The following is a 20,084-nucleotide window of genomic DNA, read 5'->3' as shown; positions in this document are numbered from 1 at the left end:
CGGCGCAGCGTCAGCGCAGGAGCAGCAGTCGAACCCGGTTCAGGCATCAGCAAGCTTCCATCGAACGGAGCACCCTCCGCTGCGTTGCCCTGGCGAGCCCGAACACGGGCCGAACCGAGGAAACGCTCATGACCATCAAGACATTCGGCCTCGCGGCCGCTCTCGCCATTGCCCTGACCGGCACGGCCTATGCCCAGCAGCCAGCCGGTGGCGGCAGCGCGACCGGCAACATGAACAACCCGGGCTCGGTGAAGAGCGAAGGGCAGAAGGCGACTGAAGAGGCGACCGGCACGAGCACCCGTGCACCAGCGGGTGCAGCCGGCGCCGCGACGGTGCCCGGGACGGGTACGGCTCGCCCAGGCGTCGGCGTGGGCGGCGGCACCTCGGCACCAGCTCGATAGCTGCATGACCGGAACCGGGGCGCGACGTCCCGGTTTCTGGCCCATGCGTTGGCTCTTCCCCATCGGTCTCGTCTTAATCCTATTCGGCGTCACGCTCTCCCATTGGGAAAACCGGTCCCATGCATCGGTGGAGGTGACCGGCTCAACGCGATCGCAGGTGAGGGAGGCTGGTCAGAATCCCGTCGGCGATGCTGCAGGTCCTGCCACGCCTCTTCCGCAGACCGGCAAGCGCGGGCAGTGAGGCGCTGTCGAGAGCGAAGGTCCGACTGTTTAGCGTGGCAGACGTGCTTCTTGTGTCGCTCCCGTCATGTCAGCTCGCCACCTGATGCTCTGGACCCATCCTGGCGAGACCATGATGTGGGCCGGGATCGGTCTCATCGTCGGGCTCTTCGTCGGCGGCTGGGTCGCGGATCGACAGCGGCCGCCGCCCGGCTGACCGGAACTTCCGCGCTGCTCCGCGCGTCTACCAGCCTCTGATCCTCAGCAAGACCCACCTCAAACCGCCCGGCTCCGGCCGAGGCGGTTTTTTCATGCGCGCATACCAACGTGTTATTGTAGACCGTGGCTCACCACCATAAGTTATTGCGGTGCAACCCAGCCTTGCTGGCGAGGGGAGTGACCGTGATGAGCGATGAAGCCCTCGCCATTTTGTCGACCCGCTGCTTTTCCCGATCCGAGAGCATCGACGGTGGCGACACGATCGTCCTGCACTTCCGAGCTGCGGATGGGAAAGACGCCGCGGTTATGATCCCGCGGAAAGCGGCTCAGGCGGCCCAACAGGCTTTGGAGGCTGAGTTGGGCAAGCCTTCGCGGAAAGCTGCTGCCCACGCGAATTAGGAGTCGCGGGGCGGTCCATTCGCTGGCTTCGTGACCGCTCGGGTCGCCCGGCTCCGGGTGAGGGAGAATTTCGACGCGGCGCTTGTTGGGCCGCCCTTTGCGATACTCAACCACTCCTCTGCGAATACCTTCAGCCCCGCCGGCACCGCCGCGCGGGGGTTTTCTGTAAACTGATCCGTCCGTGGCAACCGGCTCATGGACATGATGATGCGCCGAGAGCGGGTAATCGGTCCGGCGCTGCGGATATTATGCTTTCATCACGGGTTGTCTGGGCACAAGTGACTTGGAGACCTGCCGTGAAGAAGCTCCTACTCGGTGTATGCGCCTTAGCCCTATCATCCTTCGTGATGACACAGACGACCACGCCCGCTGACGCGCGCTCACGTCATATGAAGTCGGCCAAGCGGACCGGAGCACCTATAACGAACAACACCGGTGGGCACGGTCCGACGAGCTCTGCTGCGGGCGGCAATGCAGGTCAGCCGTCGCGTGGTTCGCGATCGACCGGCAGCGGCGGCGGAAGCAGCAGCGGTGGCGGCGGCTGACCCTCCCTGAAACTCAGCCGTTGGCCCAAGAGAACGCGACGAGCTTCGTCCCATTGTTCTTTGCCCGCCCGGGTCCCGTCTGGGCGGGCTTTTTCGTGCCGCCTAACAGAACGAGACTACGCGTCCGGACACTCCGTAAATGACGAACCATAGTCCCATGGCCAGGATCACGGACGCTATGACAAGGGCCGGATGGGGCTTCTTGCGGGCGGAGACGATACGAGCGGGAGTGATCTGATCCATAAGCGTGGCGGCCGGCGAGAACGCGGTCTCACGACCAAAATCCGCCGCCGCTGTCGGCATCAAATGATGAGTAACGTCTCGCCTTGTCTAGCGGGCGGCGATCAGTCTGAGCCGGCGATGAGTCCAGCCGCCCCCGTTCCGTGGGCAGAGGGCGATGGGGTCAGCATCACCCGTCCTTATGCGCGCGTAACGACCCGTAGCGCTCTTCCAGCTCAGCGAGGCCTGCGTCGGTGATTCTGTACTCTGCGGTCCTGTCCTCAGGGTTCGTTCGCCCTGTGGGGCAGATCATACCGAGCACCTCCAAGCGCCGCGTGAAGGCGTTCACTTGGTAGAAGCGCGGGCCGGCCGCCGCGAGGGATCGGAGGCGATAGATGCTGGTCGGTGGAAGCTTGTGCATCGGCCGACAGCGTACCGGCTGACACCTTGGCTGTCAGTGCTGCCCTTCCGCTAACCCACGGCGGCGGCTCAACCCTCAAGCCGCGTCGCGTATCGGCTCGGCCCATGCTGGTGAGATCGGACGCTCCCCCGCCCCATGAGCAGATCGGGGCGGGGCCAAAACCTTGAATGTCACAGCCAGTTCAGCGCCGGTGCCTTGGACGGCCTCAGTGCCGCCCTGGTGCAGCTATCGCGATCCGCAGCGCCGCCGTCGGCCTCGCATGCCGCCCCAATCGGAAGACTTCGGCTGCCTACCGACGATCTGCGTCACAACCTCGCCTATTCGGCTGCGACCGACGACCGAGGTGCGGCTCTTCCCGTTGAAGGGCGTGGGTCCCATTCACGGATTAGGCGAGCCGCACGCTCCACCGACGCAATGACCTGAGGCTCGCCCGACCACCTCGCACAAGCCTTCTAACAAGGGCCCTATGTGAGGGCCAGTGCAAGCAGTTGGCTTCTCCGGGACTGTCACGCATATTAGGGGCTGAGGAGAGAGCCGTGAGTGCGCTTCGGAAGGTGCTTGAGGACGTGGAGGCAGCTTTGGTGGAAGAGCCGCCTCAGTCTCCCGCAGCTGTCATCGATATCGTCGATCGCCTCGGGGATCGTGCGGCGCTGATGCGCCAGCTCGAGCAGACCTGGCTTGCCGATCAAGAGCAGATCAAGCTTGAGAACGCGCCTCACTGGCAGAGGCTGCGCCGGCTTGAGGCCGTAATTCAGGGCGCCGAACCCACTTCGACGCTTCTAGGCACTCTCAGACGGCTGACCGCAGAGGCCGATCGGAAGGCAAAAGTCATCCGCGCGTCCCACGATGCCGTTGGGGGTATCATCGAAGGCTTGGTTCAGGAGGTTTCTAACTCCGAACGCCCCGAAGATTGGGTGCGGCTTGCTTTATCTTATCTCTTGAAGCCCTACGCCTTGCGTCACGAAGAGGCGGTCGAACAATTTTACCTGTTGCTCGACATACAATCTCAGATCGACCCAGACATGCAGCCGTCAGGAGATGTGCTCTCGCCCGATCAGAGCTTGAAGGATCTATTCAAGGCGCGCGTCGGTGGCAATAACTCTTGAGTTCACAAAGCGTTTCTGGCGCTCTGTAGGCCGCCATTCAGAAATTGATCAGCATTTCATAGAGACGGCTTTAGATCTTTTCAGGCGCGATCCTTCGCATGCTGCGCTCCACTTCAAGAAGCGAAAAAACTCCCGCTTCTACTCCATTCGCGCAAACTTCCGAGTTCGTATTGCTATGATCCAAATCGCACACGAGCATTTCAGCGTTGTGCTGGCCGGCAATCACGACGACATCGATTCCTTGGACCATCAAGGACGATAAACATCTTCGCGCTTATCCGTTATCTGCGAAGCTTTGCTCAATAAATACTGCTATGACCGAGTCTACGTGTTTTATGACATCGGTCTGCTTCTCTGGCCAGTCGGATAATTTGAACTCTAGCATAGCAACATTGATTGGCTGGTTCTGGGAAACGGGTTGTCTCTGCCATCCATAGAGACTTTGTGTATCAACAATAAGATTGTGATTTTGAACAACCATTGGTATCTTTGGATGCTCGAAACCAAAAGCCGCGTATGACTTCTGCGGAGCTCCCTTGTAAGTAACGAGCGATATCGGGATTAGCACCAATTCTTCATCGGCTGGCTCGCTATCGAAAGCGGATCGCCCGGCGCCTTGATTTATCACTACCCGCATCACCCTCTTAGAGCACAACCAAAATTGAAGTTGGCTAATCTTGTGCGGGCGTCTCGCATGCGCAGTAGTGATATTGCAAGATTGAAATGGGTTCATCGTCAACCGGCCGAAAGCGATGTTGAACGCTGCCGACCCAGTCTCCTCAACTGTCGCCGTCAGTTCGCCGCCTTCAGAAATCAAAGAGGCCGCAGCAACCATCGGACTTTTTACAGTGTCTTTTATGCTATCAATTACACGTCTACGCATCCCGTCGTAAAGCTCTCGCCGACGTTGAGCGTCGTCGTGATTTTTATTGGCCTCCTGAACTCTACGCCTAGCGGCAAGGATCGCACCTTGTAGGCCGGCCGATACACCGGAAGTTCTAGCTTCCTCATTCCAAGAGATGACACGCTCTAAACGAGATACGACATCTCCCATATTATCGATGCGATGACCTCTAAGCGCTACCATATTGGATAAAAGCGATCGAAGCAGCTCGCTCTGCTCACCGGCCGGGAATGATGCGTCGTAATTGGTAGAATTGACTTCCTCTCGATGGAAAGTACGTCCGCCGCTTAGCAGATAGAACAATGTCTGTCCTAGGGAGTAAACATCCACGTCGGGAGGCACTTCATCCGCCCTACCGGCCTCAATCTCAGGCGCAGCAAAGCGCCGCGGTCCCATCACATCCCCGAAAGGGGTATCGTTGATTTCTTTCTCAAGGTGACAAATGCCGAAATCACTTAGCCATGCATTAAGCGATTGATCAGGGAATAGTATATTGGCAGGCTTGACGTCGCGGTGGATAACTTTCTGCCCATGAGCGGCGTGCAAAGCCTTCGCGATCTGCAGTCCCACTTTTGCAGTATTTTCAATACTGCCAGTAAATATTGGCAAGCGCCTTTCTGCATCGCGCTCAGCTGCTATTGGCATTACAAGGAAATGTCTCTGGTCATCGCCCTCCGACTGCAAATCGGACGAATGGATCAACTTAATGATATGATCATGATCGAGCCGCTTAAGCGCCTCAACCTCGTTCCTGAAACGGTCCAACCTTCTCAGATCTCTCAAGCGCTTTAATGCATATTCTCCAGCAAACTCGCCAGTCGTATCTGTGACGCGGTAGACATCACCTTGGCCGCCGCCGCCCAAATTATCGAGCACTTTCCAACGATCGCCGTAGAGACCTGATTTGGCCATATTGCACTCGCGTGTCGGCGATTTTGTAAGCGGAACTGACTAGTTTGCGCCTTCAGGATCATCCTGGTTCCGCACGTAGCTCTGACCGGCGAGCCAGTCTGCCGTTCTCACTTCAGATAGCCCTAAGCCTTCGGATGCTCAATCAAAGGTTACTCGAAAAGCGTTGCCACAGAGCGACTTTCCTCAGCCTCACCCCCGATCCCTCGCAGTGTGTCTGGATGAAGATGACGCCGGCGGTCCGCGGTGACACCCCATTAAGGCAGCAGGCCTACGCCGCCAGCCATGCCCGACCTCCCGCCCGCCGTCGCCTCCTGGCGCGACCAGATCGAGCGCTTGTCCGAGCACGCCTCGCCGTGCCGGTATCTCCTGCCGGCGAAGTGGAAGGCGATGCGCGAGAACGCGCTGGCGTTCCTCGGCGAGCACGGCTCCGAGGCACACCGGCTCGGCTGGACCGCCCCGCAGCTGTTCGGTGTCCATCCGGAGCACGGCTTCCTGCGCGTGGAATATGCCGGCGCGCTGATGGTCAACGATAGCCCCGCAACCGCCGTCGAGCCCGACCGGATCGTGTTCGAACGGTTCAGCGGCTACCGGACGAAGCCGGGTCAGACCTGGGGGGTGCCTGTCTGGGAGTTCGCGGCGCGGGTCAGTCGAAGCGCCTGACGCATCTGATCTTTCCGAACATCATCCACACCGCTCCACCGTGATCTCGGCGAGCCCCGCCGATGCAGGTTGAAGCGTCTCGCCGGGTCGGGTCTGTTCCGTGTTCGTTCGCGGGCGGAGGGGCACCAGAATGGGGCGTCTGGGCGATGTGCAGTCTGGCCGGGTCTACGTCGATTGCAGCTCCTGCAAGCGCTCGGGGCGCTACACCGTCGCCAGCCTGATCGGCCGCTATGGGGCGGATATCTCGACGGTCGACGTGCTGCGGCACCTGACGGCCTCGTGCCCCTATCAGCGGCCGCCCGGGGCGCCGCCCACGCGGAAGTACGAGCACCTCTGCCTCGCCGCGATCACGCTGCCGCCACCGGCGAAACAGATCCCGCCGGTGCCGCCCGGCGTGCCCTACACGATCGAGGTTTGGCGCGAGACAGGCGGCAATATCGAGCTGCACCTCGCGACGATCTATCCGCTGGCGGTGGCCAAGGCCGCCTTTGATGCCGCGTGCAGGGAATGGCCGACGCACGAGGTGACTCTACGGGACCGGGCGCGGATCATTGAGCGGCGGGAGCGGCCGCTGCAGAGCGCCAGCGCGTCCGATTCCGGCGGGTCTGGCTGAGCGCAAGGCCGTCAGCCTCCAGGCGCACCAGTGCGCGGGTGGCGTGCATGGTCCGCTCTCGGCCCGGCAGCCCCGCGCGCTCGGCGATCTCGGTGGCGGTGGACGGTTCGGGAGTGAGCGCCGCTAGGACCCGCGGGCGGACGTCCAGACGCGGGCGGGCACCGCAGGGCGATGGGGCCTTCGGAATGGCGCCGGGCTACCGCGCCGGCCGTTCCCGACCAACCCGCGGCTCACGGCGAGGACCCACAGGATCAATGAACGCCCTATGCCGTTTGTGAGGCCTTGGTGGCCTTGCGCCTTAACAGCGGCGTGCCCTGCCGGTTCGCAAATTTGCGAGAAGCATCTGCGTCTCGGCGAGTTTGTCCAGAACGGCTGCATGCTCCTTGCGGATCGCTTTGATGAGGTCGGATGTGCGTCCTCTCTCGTGTGATGGCGATCTCGGCGCAACTGGCTTGCACCCTCGGTTCAGAACTTCCGTGAACGGCACCTCCATCAGGAGCCTGCCAGCCGGGTCCGTGATCTCGAAGACGTACCGGGCAGGGTCCATCCTCTGCGCGGCCAAGTCAGCGCCCAGCCCCGGGACAGTGCGGTACGCTTCCAGGTAGGCAGCCTCGATGCTGGCGAACTCCAGTCCCGTATAGTCACGTTCCAGCCCATTCGGGCCGCGCAAATGGAAGTAGAACCGCGGCATCTGATGCTCTGGTCGAAAGGTCCCCCACCTATCGGACAACCCAACAGGGCGGCTTTGGGTCTGTGCGCCCACTATGCGGCCGCCACGATCATCCGGGCCCGCGCCTCCATCAGCCGCTCGTCGTCCGTGCGCATCGGCATGTCGGCGAGCACCCCCTCGACAATATGGCGCGTGGCTGCCTCGTCCAAGCCGAGCCCGCGCGCGAACCCATCCAGCCGCCGCATCATGTGTTGGATTGCAGCGCGCTCGTGTGCGGCTTCCGGATCGTCGCTCATGGCATCGTCGTTCGGCGCCGCGGTCGTGGCGGATGTCGGGGAAGATGCAGTGCCACGCGAAAGTCACTCGCCAGCCAAGGCCGGTCTGGGCTGAGCAGGCCGACCCGGCCAGCGCACTTTCACGCCGTTGATTTCAGCCTGCTCCCGCCGCCCAGACAATTCCGGAGCAAGACCGGTCTGCCGCGAGATAATGACCTCGATCGGCAGATCGCGCGTGATGATGGCCGCCAGCCGAGAGCCTGCGGCCGACTCATCGAACTCGATGGCGAAAGGCGCATCGATCCCTGCCCGCGCGAGTGCGCGTTTGAGAGTAGCGATTGCGTCGGCGATCCTCTGCGCTTCTCTCACCGAGCTACCTCCATCACCGGCTGCACCACCCGGGTTGCTACGCTAGCGCAATCAGCATCCAGGCGCGCGCCTTCGCCTCGATGTCATACTCGGGCGCCGACGGATCCTCAGCGACGGCGCGGCTCACGATCTGCCGCGCGTCCTGGGCACTCATGGCGATGCTCTGGATGAAGCCGCTCAGGCGCTCCATCACGCGGTTGACGACGATCTCGTGCACGGCAGCATCGTCGCTCATCCCTGGAGCGGGAAGCCCAGGATCACGGCGGTCATCACCATCGTGCGGCGCAGGCCGGGCGTGGTGGCCTTGTCCGCGAGGAGCTTCTTGGCCTGCGGGTGCATCTCGATCGCCTTGGCCACGTCGATGGTGTGGCCTGAGTTGAAGGCGAACGGCTTGGCCGATTCGTCTGCCAGATAGGCCGCGATCGCCGCCTCTATCTCGTCGTCCGTCACCTCGGACTTCCGGCGCAGGTCGCCGACGCTGGGGATCTCTTTGGCCATGACGGAGAGCTATCGCAGGCGGTCTCAGCCGTCCATGAGGCCCATTCGCGTTGCCTCGTCGAGCAACTCAGCGCCGGTCATCACCTCGCCGTTCACGCGCCACAGGCAAGGATCTTCGGCGAACGGCTCGACCATGTAGCCAGCCGCGATCAGGGATGCCACGGCTTCGGGGATAGGATCGTCTTCGCTCATGATATTACCGATTGCAGCTGGGCCTGGATCCGGACGGCTCGCCCTTCGACGCTTTTAAAGGGTCCAAAGCCGATTTTTTTCGACGCGCTTCTCGGAAAAGGCTTCCCATTCGGTTGCTGCTCCCTCGATCCGGTTCCTTAATCGAGGCCCCCTATCCCTTCTGGCATTCGGGTCATCGGCGATGGCTTCACGCGGCATGGGCGTGGCCTCCTGTCGTGGATGACGTCACCGGGATGCTGATGCGCTGGACAAGTTCATCGAGATCGGCACGCACCTCAGGATGACGACGAGCGATGGCGGCGAGACCGGTCGTCACCTCGCGCCACCGGGCATCATCCAGGTCGGCCGCTTCCGCGAAGAGGGCGTTGCGATGCTCGGCCGGCAGGCTGTGCCAATACCGGTAGAGCGCCATGCGGGGCAGGCCGAACCGGTGAGCGACCTTCCGTAGGCTGATGCCGGCAGCGCAGGCGGCCTCGATCGCGTCGCGCTGTGGGTGTGCAGCGACGATGCTCTTGCGGCCGGGCTTCCGTCTAATCGGGTTCTCGGGCGACATGCGAGCGGGCCTCCGGGGATCCGGTGAAGCGCCCGCGGCCAACCCTGTCTCAGGCGGCCCTATGGCATGTCGCGGCTACGGCTTATGCCGAAGGCGACACGAGAACGTATCGTGAAACTGTGTCTCGGATCAAGTAGCGGTAATCGTGCCAAGCACGCGGTGCACAGCCCCATCGCCGTCATGGGACGCACAGAAATGGCGCCCATGCTGTGCTACTGATTTGCATATACCGGCGGGGCTCAGTGCAGCCGAGGCGCTGGAATACCCGAGGTGCAGCAGTTGTTGTTGTTTGCGTCTGGTATCTTGTTTTTCAACCAGCATCTTGCAGAAGCGGCTTGGATGCCCGGCTTGACATAGGTCCATGCCGCGCAAGCGGAATCCCTTTGACAAGCATCTGCACACCCGCTCGCGGCAGCTTGGATATCAAACGATTTATAGTCCGATCCAGGTCTATCGACGTCAGTCAGGGAGTAGGCTGATGACACGCCTGACGTGCAGCATCCATTTCTGACGGCCGATGGGATCACAGTTTTCAGCCAGCACCTAGGCCGCGGACCTTGAACCCCCGCATTGACGTACGTCCAAGCCTTGCAGGTCTGGTCTCGGTTACAATTCAGCTCACAAATATCCGGCCCATCAGAGCCTAATGTCCCTGGCTGCGGCGGCGGGATGTCGAAATTTTTGTAATCATTTCCTGGACGATCAATTCCAGGTTCAGAAAACTGATTTGCGAGACCGATACTATTCATAAAGGAGATTGCAACCGTAAGCACACAAAGTCGCACAAGCAACTTAATCATGCTCTTCTCCTATGATTTATTCGCTGGAACTATTCAAGACACCAAATCATGATGTGATGGGCAATGGTGATATATTGACGATTTGGGAATGTCAAATAGTTTTGCCGCTCTATCGACCTCGTTGAAGGCTCCAATGAAGTTATATATTTAGATCAATACTGATATCACTGTGGCACCGTGGGTAGCGCTGTGCCGAGATGGACGGCAGACTAGATTTGAAAAATTCGATTTTGGCGTACAATTTGTGGGAGGCACATCATGTGGCTCTGCGGCCTTCCGAGCTGCGGCTCAGGTGCCAGCGCCTATTTTAGGCAAAACTAGCCTTGGCCGCACATGTGAGGACGTCAGCCATCGAGCTGGCTGGCGAGGCGCTGCGCTTCGCGAAGGGCATCGATCAACTCGCCTATCCGCCCGAGTGGGATGCGCAAGCCTTTCTGGGTCTCGCGTATTGATCCTTGGCCGGCGGTGCTAGCGATGCGGAGATCGGCGCCAAGTTGTCCGCCCTTCTCACGCAAGATCACACGGACGGACTCCCGCGCGGACTTCCGGATCTCGGCAACGATGCGATCAGGCCGACCGGGCATGGGCCGCCTCTGCGCGATGGGTCTGCCCAAGACACTGGTCGGCCAATGCTCGGCATGTGGCTGGATCGGCGAGCGCCTCAATCAGAGCGTGCTGGCGGTCCGGAGGGAGCTGAGCGAGAGCAAGACCCATGGCTACCATGTCGAGCGGATCACTCGCGATCTCGCCGCGGCCAACCGCGCGGACGAAAGTCGGCCCCCGCTCCTGGAACACACGGCGCAGTCCGTCCAGCGTCAACCCTCGGTCATGCAGCAGCGTGCGGACGCCCTGCAGGATCTCGACGTCTTCGGCGCGATAGTACCGCCGGCGATTTCGTCGCATGGGCCGTAGATGGCCAAACTCCTTCTCCCAGAAGCGGAGGACGTGCTGCGGCAGGTCGAGCTGCTCAGCGATGGCGGCAATGCCCTGAAGCCTCATGCTGCCACCGGCATGCGACGGAGCAGGGCGGCAGCTGCGGCGTCCATATCGCCGAATGCGCCGATGGCGTCACCGTGCGGGCCATAGGCGTACACGTGATGAGGTCCGCCCCGCTCCACCGAGCCGATCAGGACCCCGCTGCTGAATAGGTCGAGCCGCATCGCCGCCACCCCATTGATGCACGTTCTCTATCATAATCCTCGAATTGATAGATAGAGCGCATCAATTGCGACGCGATGGTTCGGGTCGGCGTACGCATTGAGGTGCGGTGCCGCTCCGCCAACCTGTGATGGGATCAGGCGACGGAGCGGCACTGCCATTCGTGCTTATTAGAAGCTGACGCCGATCGCGCGACGCGCGCCACTCACCAAGACATCAGGATGGTACTCGCGCTCTGTCTGCACGAAGCCTTTCCCTTTTGTCTCTTGCCAAACGCAAAACACCGATGGCCTACCATCGGCATTCTTCCCGATCCGGCTGACTGTCATGCGAGCTCCCCCTGAGGCGAGCATCACGACCTCTCCGACCCTCCACTCTTTCGTCATGTGCTGATCAAGCTCTACTCAGCTGGAGGGGTAGTGCCGGAATGGGTGCTTAGACGTGCCTTTGCGGCCTGAGCTAAGAAGCCGGAACGGCTCTCACCACTTGCCTCAGCCGCGCGGTCGACACGCTTCAATAGGCTCTCCTCCATGGAGATGTTGACGCGTACAGACCTGCCGGGAAGATCGACGCGAACGAGGCCGATCAACGCCCCTTCGCTGTCTTCCTGAAAGGCGGGATCAGCTCGCAACTGATCCAGCGTACGAGGAGAGGCGATGTCATCGCCATCCTCGGCCATACCGCCGACGTGGAAGACGAGCATTTCTGCCGCCTTGCGATAGAGTGTGTCGAGGTCGCCAGCGACCGTCGTTGCACCCGGGAAGTCCGGGAAGGACGCACCGTAGCTGCCGTTCTCCTCGTGTATGAACATTACAACATTTGTCATGATCTCATCCTCTGCCGGCGCATGGCGCGGTCGTCGAGGGAAAGAGGCGCGGGTCTCCCATGAGACCCGCTACCTTGATCACCACTCCCATCCAGCTGCGCGATAAATCGAACGTAGCGTACCGGTTGGTATTTCCGGCTCACCGTTGTCTATCGAGATCCGACCAGGTTTGATTGGGTGCTTAAACTGTATGTGATCTCCGGGCCCATTTCGGATGACATTCCAGCCATCCTTATGAAGCGCCGCGATTACATCACGGGTCTTGCGACTGTGTGATTTCGCAGACATTGCCAACCCTTCTGCATACGGTGTGCCGCCATTTCCGCCTCTCTCGTTTCGACTTGTGTATAGGTACACAAGAAACTTGCGGCGTCAAGATGGTTGTGTAACGATGCGCAACGCTCGAATGATCGAGCGCGATGGAGGCCATGATGGCGACCAAGGGACCGACGAAGACGGTGAGCCGCAGCTCTGTGAGCGGGCGGTTCGTCACCGGTGGGTACGCGAAGACCCACAAGTCCACGACCGAGACCCAGCGCATCCACACCAGCAAGAAGAAGTGACGTCGGACTATGCCCCGGGCACTTCGGTGTCCGGGGTTGAGAAACCCGAGACGGATCCAACTGCCCGGAAATCCGGGGGAGTTGGCCGCTGTCGAACCCTTTCTGAGATGGAATGAATTGCCTGACCAGACTGAGGATACGGCCCGCGTTCGAAATCCGGGCCGCTGGCGGGCGTTAGGCTCAGCCCGCCACCTCACACCGCCCAGACACCCGTCGCCGCTCAACGGCCTCCGGTTCGCACGGAGGGGGCCTTCGGCTGTATATCACGCTGGTGATGCCCCGCGCGCTTCGGCCCATTCGCGATCCCGCTTGGCCTGCTCCTCACGGAGCAAGGCGTTGGCCGCATCCTGTGCCGCGTAGACCTTCCGCAGGCGCTTCTCCTCCCGCGCTGCGCGCCGTTTCAGGCGTTCATCGCGCTGGGCCTTTTCGGCGATCGCATCCTCGACCGTCTTCGGTGCAGGCTTCAGCTTCGCCTTGGTTCGAGGAGGCGAGGCCGGCCGCGTCGGCATGGGTGGGGACGATGCAGGTGCTGAAACACCATCACCACGCCGCAGGGCCTCCTTCAGGGTGAGGCCGGCCGCCGCTGCTATTCGTTCCGCCGCGGCCTCGCCTGCAGCGCGCTCGCCTGGAGTTGCGCCACGCCGCATCAACTCGCGGCATTTCCGAAGCCGGTCCAGATCGAGGGGCTGGCTATTTATCGCTGAAGCCCTCACGACCTGGCCATCCTATTCAGGACCACCCACGCCTTCTCGACGACGCGCGGGCTCCAGCGGTCTGAATGCTCGGGGCGGATCCCATTCGAGACCTGCGCCCGCAATAAGCTGATCTCCTGCGCGATCGGGAACGGCTCGGGGCGGCCGCCAGCTCATCCCGAATTCAGGCCGAGCATCGGCTTGCGATACGGCCGGACCTTGTGCGTTGAGTTGAGACAGCTCCTCAATAAGCGCCAGCATTCCGAGGCCCACCGCAACTGAGGCCAGAAGGGTTGTGGCTCGGTCGGCGTGTCGGTCTGCCCGCGCAATCGCGAAGGCACCGAGCGTGAACGCGATCGCAACGCTGAATGCCACGATATGAGGGCCAAGCATCGGCGAAGCTCCCATGGTGCATTCCGACCGATGCCGCTCAGTGCGATACGGGACGCACAGGCTGGCATTCTTTTCAGTTGGCTGTCCAGCACCGGCGCGAGCTCATCGGCCGTTCTGAGCGTTCCGGATCGAACCTACGGTGGTGGGCGATACGCCGGCACGTCTGGCGATCTCCCGATCCGTGAGCCCCTGTCCGAGCAGTGCCAGCACATCACGGCGCTTGTCAGCGTTGGTTCTATAGGGGCGTCCAGAACGGACATCGGCAGCTGGATGCTGTGAGGCATGATCCTCGTGTCCACTTTGGACAGCAGCTGAGGTCATTTCCTGCCGGCTGACACGCTCGACCATACCAGCGAGCGCGGTGACGACGCCGGCCATACTCGCCACATCGGCAGCCAAGCGATCGATCAGAGCATTGTCCTCGTGCACGTCTCGGGACCATCCGAGATTGTTCACGTGGCGCATCCATTCCACGCGCCTCTGAAGATCCTCAATTCCCCTGGAGGGTAGCGTATCGCACAGCTCCTCAACGACCTGGATTCGAGCCCGAATCCAATGCCAGGGCTCGTAATCACGCTCGAAGGCGCAGCGGTGGTCGAGCAACTGCTCCCAGAACTGCGTCTCGTCCCAGGCCTCAGTGACTGTCCGAGGCAACCGGTAAGCGCTTGAGACGGCTATCCGGACTTTCGCTGGTATCCTACTGCCGACCCCATCCCAGCCGTCCAACGTCGTGTAGCCATGCACGGCGTGCCTTCCGAGCAAAGGCTGACAGGACTCACGGAGACGGCGCTCCCAAGGGTTCTCGTCGAACAGGGCTTCCTGTGTCCCGTGCTCCCTCAGCGCCTCCTGTCGCTGCTTCTCGCGCTCGGCCGCACGCTTCTCCTCAAACGCGCGCTGCTCTGGCGTATTCATCAAATCAGCCCACGCCTTGGCGAATGAGCTTCCTACAAATGCGTCGTGAACAGGCTTGGGTGCAGCAGCGTCCAATTTGGACGCCACCTGCTCGACGGTCATTCCCGCCGTCTCAGCAATGACCTTCATCCGCGTGGCCGCGGCCGCCTTCTCGCCGGCGTTGGTGGTGCTGTCGTGCAGCCGACGGATCTTCGCGAACCGGTCGAGATCGAGCGTCCCAGTTTCCACAAGCATCCCCCTGTCGCAATTGATTGGATCTGCCCGCACCGAAACAGCACGGGCAGGCAATTCAGGATCCGCGAATGACGCAGATCGCCTGGATGAGCCGGCGTTCGGCGCGCTCCAAATGGGCGACCGCCGCATCGCTGTCGCCACGCGCCTCCGCATGGCCGGCCGCGCGCCGATCCCAGCGTGCGAGCGCCTCTAGCCACCAAGGCCATAGACGACGCTGGATCCACAGCACGGGCAGCGCGATGGTCAGCAGGAATGAGAGCCGCCACATCATGGGCCTCCGTTCAGTGAGGGGGTCTGAACTGGTGCCATCAGGAATCGCGGTACGTGCTCGCGGATTACGCCCGAACTGGAAGGCGCAATCGGCCGCCTGGGCGATGCACTCCCGCCTTTCCCATCACCACCCGAAAGCGGCAGCGGATCGGTTTTCACAGCCCTGGTGCTGCTCGTCTTGCCCCCGTGCGAATGCACGTCAGCGCCAACTCCTCGATTGGCTCCGCCGAGTCTCGCTGGACCCTGTTCGGATTGGGTTTTTTGAGGAGCCACACCCTGTCGCAAGTGTGTCCCATCACCCTGTGAGAATAGAACATGGGTGGACACACTTGCGTCACGGGCCCGACGCCGTTCCCAGGTACGTCGGCTGATGCCCTCTTCCGCCCAAGGTTTCTGCTTCGACAGCGAGCGGTTCTCGTAGATTGGCCGAGCCAGTCGTCCACGTTGGACACGCTTTCGCTCGCGGTCGCGCTTACGCCGGGCCTCCTTCTGCCGTGCGATCCGATCTGACCGAGGTTCGTCAACAGCCTCGATTTGCGTGAGCTTGAACTCCGCTCGTTCGGCCGATGTCACCGCGAGGAGTTGCCCCGTTGCGGTCGCGCTCATGAGCTTCTGCCCGTGAGCCGCGCTGTACCGAATGACGCTCTGGATGATCGTCTCGAGCTCGGCATCGCTGAAGTTCCCAAGCCACGCGCGTTCGATCGTTATCCGCAAGGCTTCGAGATCCAAGCCGAACCACCGCAAAAAGCGCTGGCGGCCCGGGATTCCGTATGGGCCAGCCGGCACAGATCCGAGGGTCGAAGCCAGCGCGAAGGCAAAGTTGCCTGGGTCGACCGACAGACCACGATGCCGGCGATCTCTGGCCAGCTTGATGATATCCGCCAGCCTGAACGCCGCCCGAGCTCGCCGAGTTTTCCAATCAAGCGGGAAAGCTTCGACGTTGCTTATTGGCGAAGGCGTGTCGGGGCTGTATGTAGAGGGGGCTTTCCCAAGCAATCCCAATCCGGATTTTGAGGGGCGGTCGTTCCCAGCGACCGCCTTTCTCCGTTCAGGATGCCTTTCGCCCCGGAGCGGGGCGCAATTCATGTCGTGGGCACTCCCCCTGCTTCACCGCCGATCGAGAGCGCGCTGATCGCGTTCATAGCGGCTTTGCGGGACGGGTAGCTGCCGAGCACGGTGCCATCGGCGCGGAAGGCGGTCACGCCACCAGCGGAGCTGCGCGTGTGACCGATGAGGCGTTGTCCGGCGTAAACCGCCTGATCGCCCACGAGGGTCCCAGGCCGCCTCATGCCGCCCTCCCCCAGCCGGCAGGCTGCGCAAGAAGGCGAGCCCGTCCTCGCGCAGGATCAGCGTGCGGCGACCTGATTTTCTGGTGGCCAGATTGCCGGCGCGGATGTGTTCGTAGACGAGAGTACGCCCCTGCCCCGAGACGTTTCCGAACTCCTCCGGTGACCATGCGAGCCGATCCGCCAGAGGAACGACAGTGCTTTGATCTCCTTGCATTTTTACCTCCGACACCCGCCGATATGCGGCTTGGTGCGGAGACGGTCGCAGAGATGTGCCGATCTGTATCCGGGGGTGAAATCAGCCCAACGCTGGATTACTCTCCCTCAATGCCGCCAGGACGCGGTTTCCGATCGTGCTGCGAACGGAGAGGCGCATTTTTTCCGGCAGAATTTCTTGAGCACATTCAATTACGTCGACGAAGGACCCTTCAGCTCCGTTGGAAGTTTTGTAGTATCCGACAGCGTTAGCGGATGTTCGAAATACTTCATAAAAATCTCGGACAAAAGCGTAGTATGCGATCAGAGGCGGCTGTCCCTTTTTGTGGACCAATCCAACGCGGAGAGCCTCTTCTGCTCTCATCGCGATCGTCAACACGTTGGCCGCCATTTCGTCAGCATCTGACGTATATTGAAGCATATTGAGGCACGTGTTTATCTTCGAATTCGCATCGGAATCCTCATCGGTGTCGCCGATTTTGCTGTGATGACGCGCTTCGCTTAAGGCCGTGTATAAATTCATTGCTGCATTTGAAACGGCTTTTGTTAGCCTATGTGCTTCGGTATCTTGGAATAAGAATTCGTCAGAGATCCACCAACCCCAACGGGATAGCCAACCCACCGCCTCCTCGTGAGGGTTGATATCAGCTTTTGAAAAAGCTGATATAATAGTTTTCTTGATGTCTGACCGCCGATTCATGAAGTTAATCATGTCTGCGCGTTGCATCAATTGCTTCACATCGATCTTTGAGCAAGCCTTATTCATCGAATAGATACCGCCGAAACTGGATCTGTGGTTGAGCGCTCTTCGTCCAGCGATGGAAATTGGGCTCTGATTGCCTGCGCCTTCGCATCAGGGGCGACATGACCGTAATGCCGGGTGGTCATCCTGAGATCGGCATGGCCGAGCTGATCCGCCACGAACGCCATCGGTACGCCGCGCGAGACCAGCATCGTGGCATGCGAGTGCCGCAGGATATGAAAACCGACGGGTGGTTGGATGCTAGCGCCTCTGCAGGCTTCGCGCATGGGCCGGAGCTGCTCTGATGCGCGCCACTCCCGCCCTCCCCTCTGAAACACGAGGGCATCGCGCGCCCGGCCGGCAACCATCTGCCGGAGGAAGGTGACAGCCTCGGCCGTCAAAACCACGTGCCTGGGCTTGCCCGATTTCGCGACCTTGATGGCAAGCGTACCGTTTTCCAGGTCGAGATCGGCGACCTGCATGCGGGCAAGCTCTCCATAGCGGGCCCCCGTGTAGATCGCCCCTCTTACCAGGGCGCGAAAATCCGGATCGGCGCCAGCGGCATTGATGAGGCGTTTCACCTCTGCTTCGACCAAGTAGCGCTCCAAAGGCTTGTCCACGCCCTTGAAAGGCCGGACACGTCGCCACGCGCGATCGTCCGAAGCCGCCTCTTCCTTGAACGCGTGATTCAGTGCGGCTTTCAGGATTGTGAGGTGCCGGTTCGCCGTTGCCCTACGCGATCTGAGAGCATCTTCGTCGACCGCACTGTCACGCGATGATCGGCGACGCCTTGATCGCGTGACCAGTGCAGCGTGCCAGTCCTTGAGCCGCTTCGTCGTCAGATCAGCCACCTGCAGCGTGCCGAGTTCTGTTCGGATGCTGCTGGCTGCTGCTGAGCGGATCTTGCCCAGGCTCTTCGCGCCGCGCTGCTCGCATTCTGAGAAATAGTCGCCGAGCGCATCGTTCACCGTCAGGGGGCTGGTTCGGCAGTCCCCCAGCTTTTCGCGCCGTATGGCCTCCTGCCACCATGAGCGAGCAGCCTCTATCGCCTGACGATAGGAACGCACAGCCAATCCATCAGGATCTGCCTTGTCGTCTGAGGCACCGAGCACGGTCTCGACGTAGCGGCCGCCGGTGTGACGCCGCGCAAGCCATGCGCCTCCGCGAGGGCCTCGTCGGTAGCCGATGTGCAGGCCGCCTTCGATCAGGCGCCAGTGCTTGCGCTCAGGTGGCAGCCGCAGCCGCGCCGAGCGAGTATCGAGACTGGCATCGCGAACGGTTCGTGCCATCGCTCTTGTCCCAACTTCTGTCGAGAATACGAGCCCGAACGTTGGCGTATGCTCGCGAACAGCAACACACTAAACCGTTGTAAAGGCTCGGTCTATCGATGTTCGCAGGCGTTCGCGAAAGTTTCAAGAGGCAGGCTTTCACGGCGAAAACACGGGTTCGATTCCCGTAGGGCGCGCCAGGGTTCTCAGGCACTTAGCCGAGTTCGTTGTCTTTCGTGTCCAGTTTGTGTCCTGCCGATGAGGGTGGATCGCAGGGACAGGAGCGGACGAAGATGGCCAACAAGCTTCGCGCCCGCGAAGCGCGCTTGAAGGCTGGAAAATCCCGAATCAGTTCCATGGCGGCTGCACGGTGTATGCCGACGAGCGGCGCGTCGAGACAAGTGATGTGACAGTCGCCCCACAGCGTCTTCCCGTGTCAGCATCCATGGCATCGGGCCTTTTTTGGGCGAGCTAGAGCTGTTCCCGGTCAGGTAGCGACGGCCAAGTCGCTCTCGTAGCCGGCTGCGGCGAGGTAGTTGCGGCACTCCTGCGGAGTGAAGCGCGTGAAGGCCTGACGGATCGCCGCCCAGAGATCCGGGACCGTGCGGGCTGCCGCGCTGCGTAGCAGAGCCTTCAGCTTCGCGAAGACCTGCTCAATCGGGTTGAAATCAGGGCTGTAGGACGGAAGGTAGAGCAGCCGCGCTCCTGCAGCCTCGATCGCGTCCTGCACGCCCGCAACCTTGTGGGCTGGCAGGTTATCCGTGACGACGATATCGCCCGGCTGCAGCACCGGGATCAGGGTCTCGGTGACGTAGCTGCAAAAGCGGCTGCCGTTCATGGGATCGTCCAATAGCGCGGTGGCGCACAGCCCACCGGTGCGCAGGGGGCGGTGATGGTGGTGGTTTTGTAGTGTCCCTGCGGGGCTGCGAGCCGGCAGCGCTCACCGCGCGGAGCCCAACCATGGCGGCGCGCCATGTTGGTGGCCGCCGTCTCGTCCAGGAACACCAGCCGATCCGGATCGAGCTCGGGCTGCGCCTCGAACCAAGCCTCGCGGGCCGCTCATGATCGATCCGACGGCGCCGTCCGCGGCCCGCGTCGTATACCGGCATTTCGGCGCCGCAGCCTTCCCGCGGATCAGCGCCGAACTGATGACCGCCGTGGATAAGGCCGACTCGGCGCAGTTCACCCGCGCGGAGATCCTCGATCCGCAGGGTTGGGTGCTGCTGAACTTCCTCATGGATTCGCGCACCGGGCTCGGACGCTTTCGCGATTTCCGGATCTCGAACTACGACCTCATGATGCAGCTCATCGAGCATTGCCGCGACCACAGCATCGCGGAAGTCCTGGCGCTCCCGGACGTCAAGGAGCGCGTCGACCTCTACAACGCGCATCGCGAGTCGTTCGTGGACCAGCTCCGCCGCTGCACCTCTGTCCACGGCAAGCTGGCGCTCATCGACCTGCGCGACGAGGAGGTCATCTACGCGGGCAACCGCTTCACCGTGTACGCTCTCTTTCCCGACTGCGACGTCTCGGCCCACGTGATGTGAGG

29 protein-coding genes and 1 pseudogene are annotated in these 20,084 nt (G+C 61.5%); 9 read left to right on the top strand and 21 right to left on the bottom strand.

The features are described from left to right. Window positions 1-128: 128 nt before the first annotated feature. From M6G65_RS07900 to M6G65_RS07890, 4 genes are all read left to right on the top strand, one after another. Window positions 129-401: a hypothetical protein gene (locus M6G65_RS07900; protein WP_238196404.1), complete on the top strand. Its 273-nt coding sequence runs from the start codon at window positions 129-131 to the stop codon at window positions 399-401. A 307-nt stretch (window positions 402-708) separates the two neighbouring features. Next, window positions 709-837, top strand: coding sequence for a hypothetical protein (locus M6G65_RS33415; protein ID WP_283214851.1), 129 nt, complete (start codon window positions 709-711; stop codon window positions 835-837). Between the two features lie 188 nt (window positions 838-1,025). Next, the gene (locus M6G65_RS07895) at window positions 1,026-1,238 is read left to right on the top strand and encodes a hypothetical protein (protein WP_238196403.1); all 213 of its coding nucleotides are present in this window, start codon (window positions 1,026-1,028) and stop codon (window positions 1,236-1,238) included. A gap of 1,721 nt (window positions 1,239-2,959) precedes the next feature. Next, the gene (locus M6G65_RS07890; protein WP_238196402.1) at window positions 2,960-3,529 is read left to right on the top strand and encodes a hypothetical protein; all 570 of its coding nucleotides are present in this window, start codon (window positions 2,960-2,962) and stop codon (window positions 3,527-3,529) included. 274 nt (window positions 3,530-3,803) lie between these two features. On the opposite strand, the gene M6G65_RS07885 is transcribed toward M6G65_RS07890, so the two are convergent. Then, window positions 3,804-5,345 carry a serine/threonine protein kinase gene (locus M6G65_RS07885; protein WP_238196401.1) on the bottom strand — a complete coding sequence of 514 codons (1,542 nt, stop codon included), beginning with the start codon at window positions 5,343-5,345 and terminating at the stop codon, window positions 3,804-3,806. A 282-nt stretch (window positions 5,346-5,627) separates the two neighbouring features. Here M6G65_RS07885 and M6G65_RS07880 point away from each other — a divergent pair, with 282 nt between their 5' ends. Both M6G65_RS07880 and M6G65_RS07875 read left to right on the top strand, forming a co-directional pair. After that, complete coding sequence (locus tag M6G65_RS07880) at window positions 5,628-6,005, top strand: hypothetical protein (RefSeq protein WP_250103797.1); 378 nt, start codon at window positions 5,628-5,630, stop codon at window positions 6,003-6,005. Between the two features lie 130 nt (window positions 6,006-6,135). Continuing rightward, a complete protein-coding gene (locus M6G65_RS07875; RefSeq protein WP_238196399.1) occupies window positions 6,136-6,618 on the top strand; it encodes a hypothetical protein in 483 nt (160 codons plus the stop codon). A 298-nt stretch (window positions 6,619-6,916) separates the two neighbouring features. Here M6G65_RS07875 and M6G65_RS07870 read toward each other — a convergent pair whose 3' ends face one another. The 13 genes from M6G65_RS07870 to M6G65_RS07815 form a co-directional block, all read right to left on the bottom strand. Continuing rightward, a complete protein-coding gene (locus M6G65_RS07870) occupies window positions 6,917-7,309 on the bottom strand; it encodes a DUF6894 family protein (RefSeq protein ID WP_238196398.1) in 393 nt (130 codons plus the stop codon). 71 nt (window positions 7,310-7,380) lie between these two features. After that, window positions 7,381-7,584 carry a hypothetical protein gene (locus tag M6G65_RS07865; protein ID WP_238196397.1) on the bottom strand — a complete coding sequence of 68 codons (204 nt, stop codon included), beginning with the start codon at window positions 7,582-7,584 and terminating at the stop codon, window positions 7,381-7,383. A gap of 63 nt (window positions 7,585-7,647) precedes the next feature. Then, a complete protein-coding gene (locus M6G65_RS07860; RefSeq protein ID WP_250103796.1) occupies window positions 7,648-7,932 on the bottom strand; it encodes a hypothetical protein in 285 nt (94 codons plus the stop codon). A 37-nt stretch (window positions 7,933-7,969) separates the two neighbouring features. Next, window positions 7,970-8,149 carry a hypothetical protein gene (locus M6G65_RS07855; RefSeq protein WP_250103795.1) on the bottom strand — a complete coding sequence of 60 codons (180 nt, stop codon included), beginning with the start codon at window positions 8,147-8,149 and terminating at the stop codon, window positions 7,970-7,972. A gap of 14 nt (window positions 8,150-8,163) precedes the next feature. Next, window positions 8,164-8,430: a hypothetical protein gene (locus M6G65_RS07850; RefSeq protein WP_238196394.1), complete on the bottom strand. Its 267-nt coding sequence runs from the start codon at window positions 8,428-8,430 to the stop codon at window positions 8,164-8,166. A 24-nt stretch (window positions 8,431-8,454) separates the two neighbouring features. Further along, window positions 8,455-8,622: a hypothetical protein gene (locus tag M6G65_RS07845; RefSeq protein ID WP_250103794.1), complete on the bottom strand. Its 168-nt coding sequence runs from the start codon at window positions 8,620-8,622 to the stop codon at window positions 8,455-8,457. A 187-nt stretch (window positions 8,623-8,809) separates the two neighbouring features. After that, entirely contained in the window at window positions 8,810-9,175 is a 366-nt protein-coding gene (locus M6G65_RS07840; RefSeq protein WP_238196392.1) for a helix-turn-helix domain-containing protein, read from the bottom strand. A 239-nt stretch (window positions 9,176-9,414) separates the two neighbouring features. Next, window positions 9,415-9,924, bottom strand: a complete 510-nt coding sequence (locus M6G65_RS07835) for a PAN domain-containing protein (RefSeq protein ID WP_238196458.1) — start codon at window positions 9,922-9,924, stop codon at window positions 9,415-9,417. 618 nt (window positions 9,925-10,542) lie between these two features. Next, on the bottom strand, window positions 10,543-10,974 hold the full coding sequence (locus tag M6G65_RS07830; protein ID WP_238196391.1) for a MerR family transcriptional regulator: 432 nt from the start codon (window positions 10,972-10,974) through the stop codon (window positions 10,543-10,545). After that, entirely contained in the window at window positions 10,971-11,135 is a 165-nt protein-coding gene (locus M6G65_RS07825; RefSeq protein ID WP_238196390.1) for a hypothetical protein, read from the bottom strand. The genes M6G65_RS07830 and M6G65_RS07825 overlap by 4 nt, the downstream gene beginning before the upstream one ends. A 168-nt stretch (window positions 11,136-11,303) precedes the next feature. Next, a complete protein-coding gene (locus tag M6G65_RS33950; RefSeq protein WP_430929555.1) occupies window positions 11,304-11,462 on the bottom strand; it encodes a hypothetical protein in 159 nt (52 codons plus the stop codon). A gap of 71 nt (window positions 11,463-11,533) precedes the next feature. Further along, the gene (locus M6G65_RS07820; protein ID WP_238196389.1) at window positions 11,534-11,959 is read right to left on the bottom strand and encodes a type II toxin-antitoxin system HicB family antitoxin; all 426 of its coding nucleotides are present in this window, start codon (window positions 11,957-11,959) and stop codon (window positions 11,534-11,536) included. Between the two features lie 78 nt (window positions 11,960-12,037). Beyond that, entirely contained in the window at window positions 12,038-12,247 is a 210-nt protein-coding gene (locus M6G65_RS07815) for a type II toxin-antitoxin system HicA family toxin (RefSeq protein WP_238196388.1), read from the bottom strand. A 140-nt stretch (window positions 12,248-12,387) separates the two neighbouring features. Here M6G65_RS07815 and M6G65_RS33410 point away from each other — a divergent pair, with 140 nt between their 5' ends. Then, window positions 12,388-12,522 carry a hypothetical protein gene (locus M6G65_RS33410; protein WP_283214850.1) on the top strand — a complete coding sequence of 45 codons (135 nt, stop codon included), beginning with the start codon at window positions 12,388-12,390 and terminating at the stop codon, window positions 12,520-12,522. A 263-nt stretch (window positions 12,523-12,785) separates the two neighbouring features. On the opposite strand, the gene M6G65_RS07810 is transcribed toward M6G65_RS33410, so the two are convergent. The 3 genes from M6G65_RS07810 to M6G65_RS07800 form a co-directional block, all read right to left on the bottom strand. Continuing rightward, window positions 12,786-13,235: a hypothetical protein gene (locus M6G65_RS07810; protein ID WP_238196387.1), complete on the bottom strand. Its 450-nt coding sequence runs from the start codon at window positions 13,233-13,235 to the stop codon at window positions 12,786-12,788. Window positions 13,236-13,709: 474 nt separating this feature from the next. After that, a complete protein-coding gene (locus M6G65_RS07805; RefSeq protein WP_238196386.1) occupies window positions 13,710-14,753 on the bottom strand; it encodes a helix-turn-helix transcriptional regulator in 1,044 nt (347 codons plus the stop codon). A gap of 55 nt (window positions 14,754-14,808) precedes the next feature. Beyond that, window positions 14,809-15,024, bottom strand: coding sequence for a hypothetical protein (locus M6G65_RS07800; RefSeq protein ID WP_238196385.1), 216 nt, complete (start codon window positions 15,022-15,024; stop codon window positions 14,809-14,811). A 617-nt stretch (window positions 15,025-15,641) separates the two neighbouring features. On the opposite strand from M6G65_RS07800, the gene M6G65_RS07795 reads away from it, so the two are divergent. After that, window positions 15,642-16,037, top strand: coding sequence for a hypothetical protein (locus tag M6G65_RS07795; RefSeq protein ID WP_238196384.1), 396 nt, complete (start codon window positions 15,642-15,644; stop codon window positions 16,035-16,037). A 68-nt stretch (window positions 16,038-16,105) separates the two neighbouring features. On the opposite strand, the gene M6G65_RS07790 is transcribed toward M6G65_RS07795, so the two are convergent. The 4 genes and pseudogenes from M6G65_RS07790 to M6G65_RS07775 form a co-directional block, all read right to left on the bottom strand. Beyond that, on the bottom strand, window positions 16,106-16,291 hold the full coding sequence (locus tag M6G65_RS07790) for a hypothetical protein (protein WP_250103793.1): 186 nt from the start codon (window positions 16,289-16,291) through the stop codon (window positions 16,106-16,108). A gap of 316 nt (window positions 16,292-16,607) precedes the next feature. Then, window positions 16,608-17,264 (bottom strand): hypothetical protein, encoded by a 657-nt coding sequence (locus M6G65_RS07785; RefSeq protein WP_250103792.1) that lies wholly within the window; start codon window positions 17,262-17,264, stop codon window positions 16,608-16,610. 23 nt (window positions 17,265-17,287) lie between these two features. Continuing rightward, on the bottom strand, window positions 17,288-18,556 hold the full coding sequence (locus M6G65_RS07780; RefSeq protein WP_250103791.1) for a tyrosine-type recombinase/integrase: 1,269 nt from the start codon (window positions 18,554-18,556) through the stop codon (window positions 17,288-17,290). A gap of 466 nt (window positions 18,557-19,022) precedes the next feature. Beyond that, window positions 19,023-19,594: pseudogene (locus M6G65_RS07775) on the bottom strand (IS630 family transposase); the annotation flags it as partial. Between the two features lie 2 nt (window positions 19,595-19,596). On the opposite strand from M6G65_RS07775, the gene M6G65_RS07770 reads away from it, so the two are divergent. Continuing rightward, window positions 19,597-20,082: a hypothetical protein gene (locus tag M6G65_RS07770; protein WP_238196380.1), complete on the top strand. Its 486-nt coding sequence runs from the start codon at window positions 19,597-19,599 to the stop codon at window positions 20,080-20,082. The last annotated feature ends 2 nt before the right edge of the window (window positions 20,083-20,084 follow it).

This window comes from Methylobacterium tardum (assembly GCF_023546765.1).
In the GTDB taxonomy this organism is placed as follows: Bacteria; Pseudomonadota; Alphaproteobacteria; order Rhizobiales; family Beijerinckiaceae; genus Methylobacterium; species Methylobacterium tardum.
Note: the sequence above shows the minus strand (reverse complement) of the source record. Positions and strands in the feature narration are given on the sequence as shown.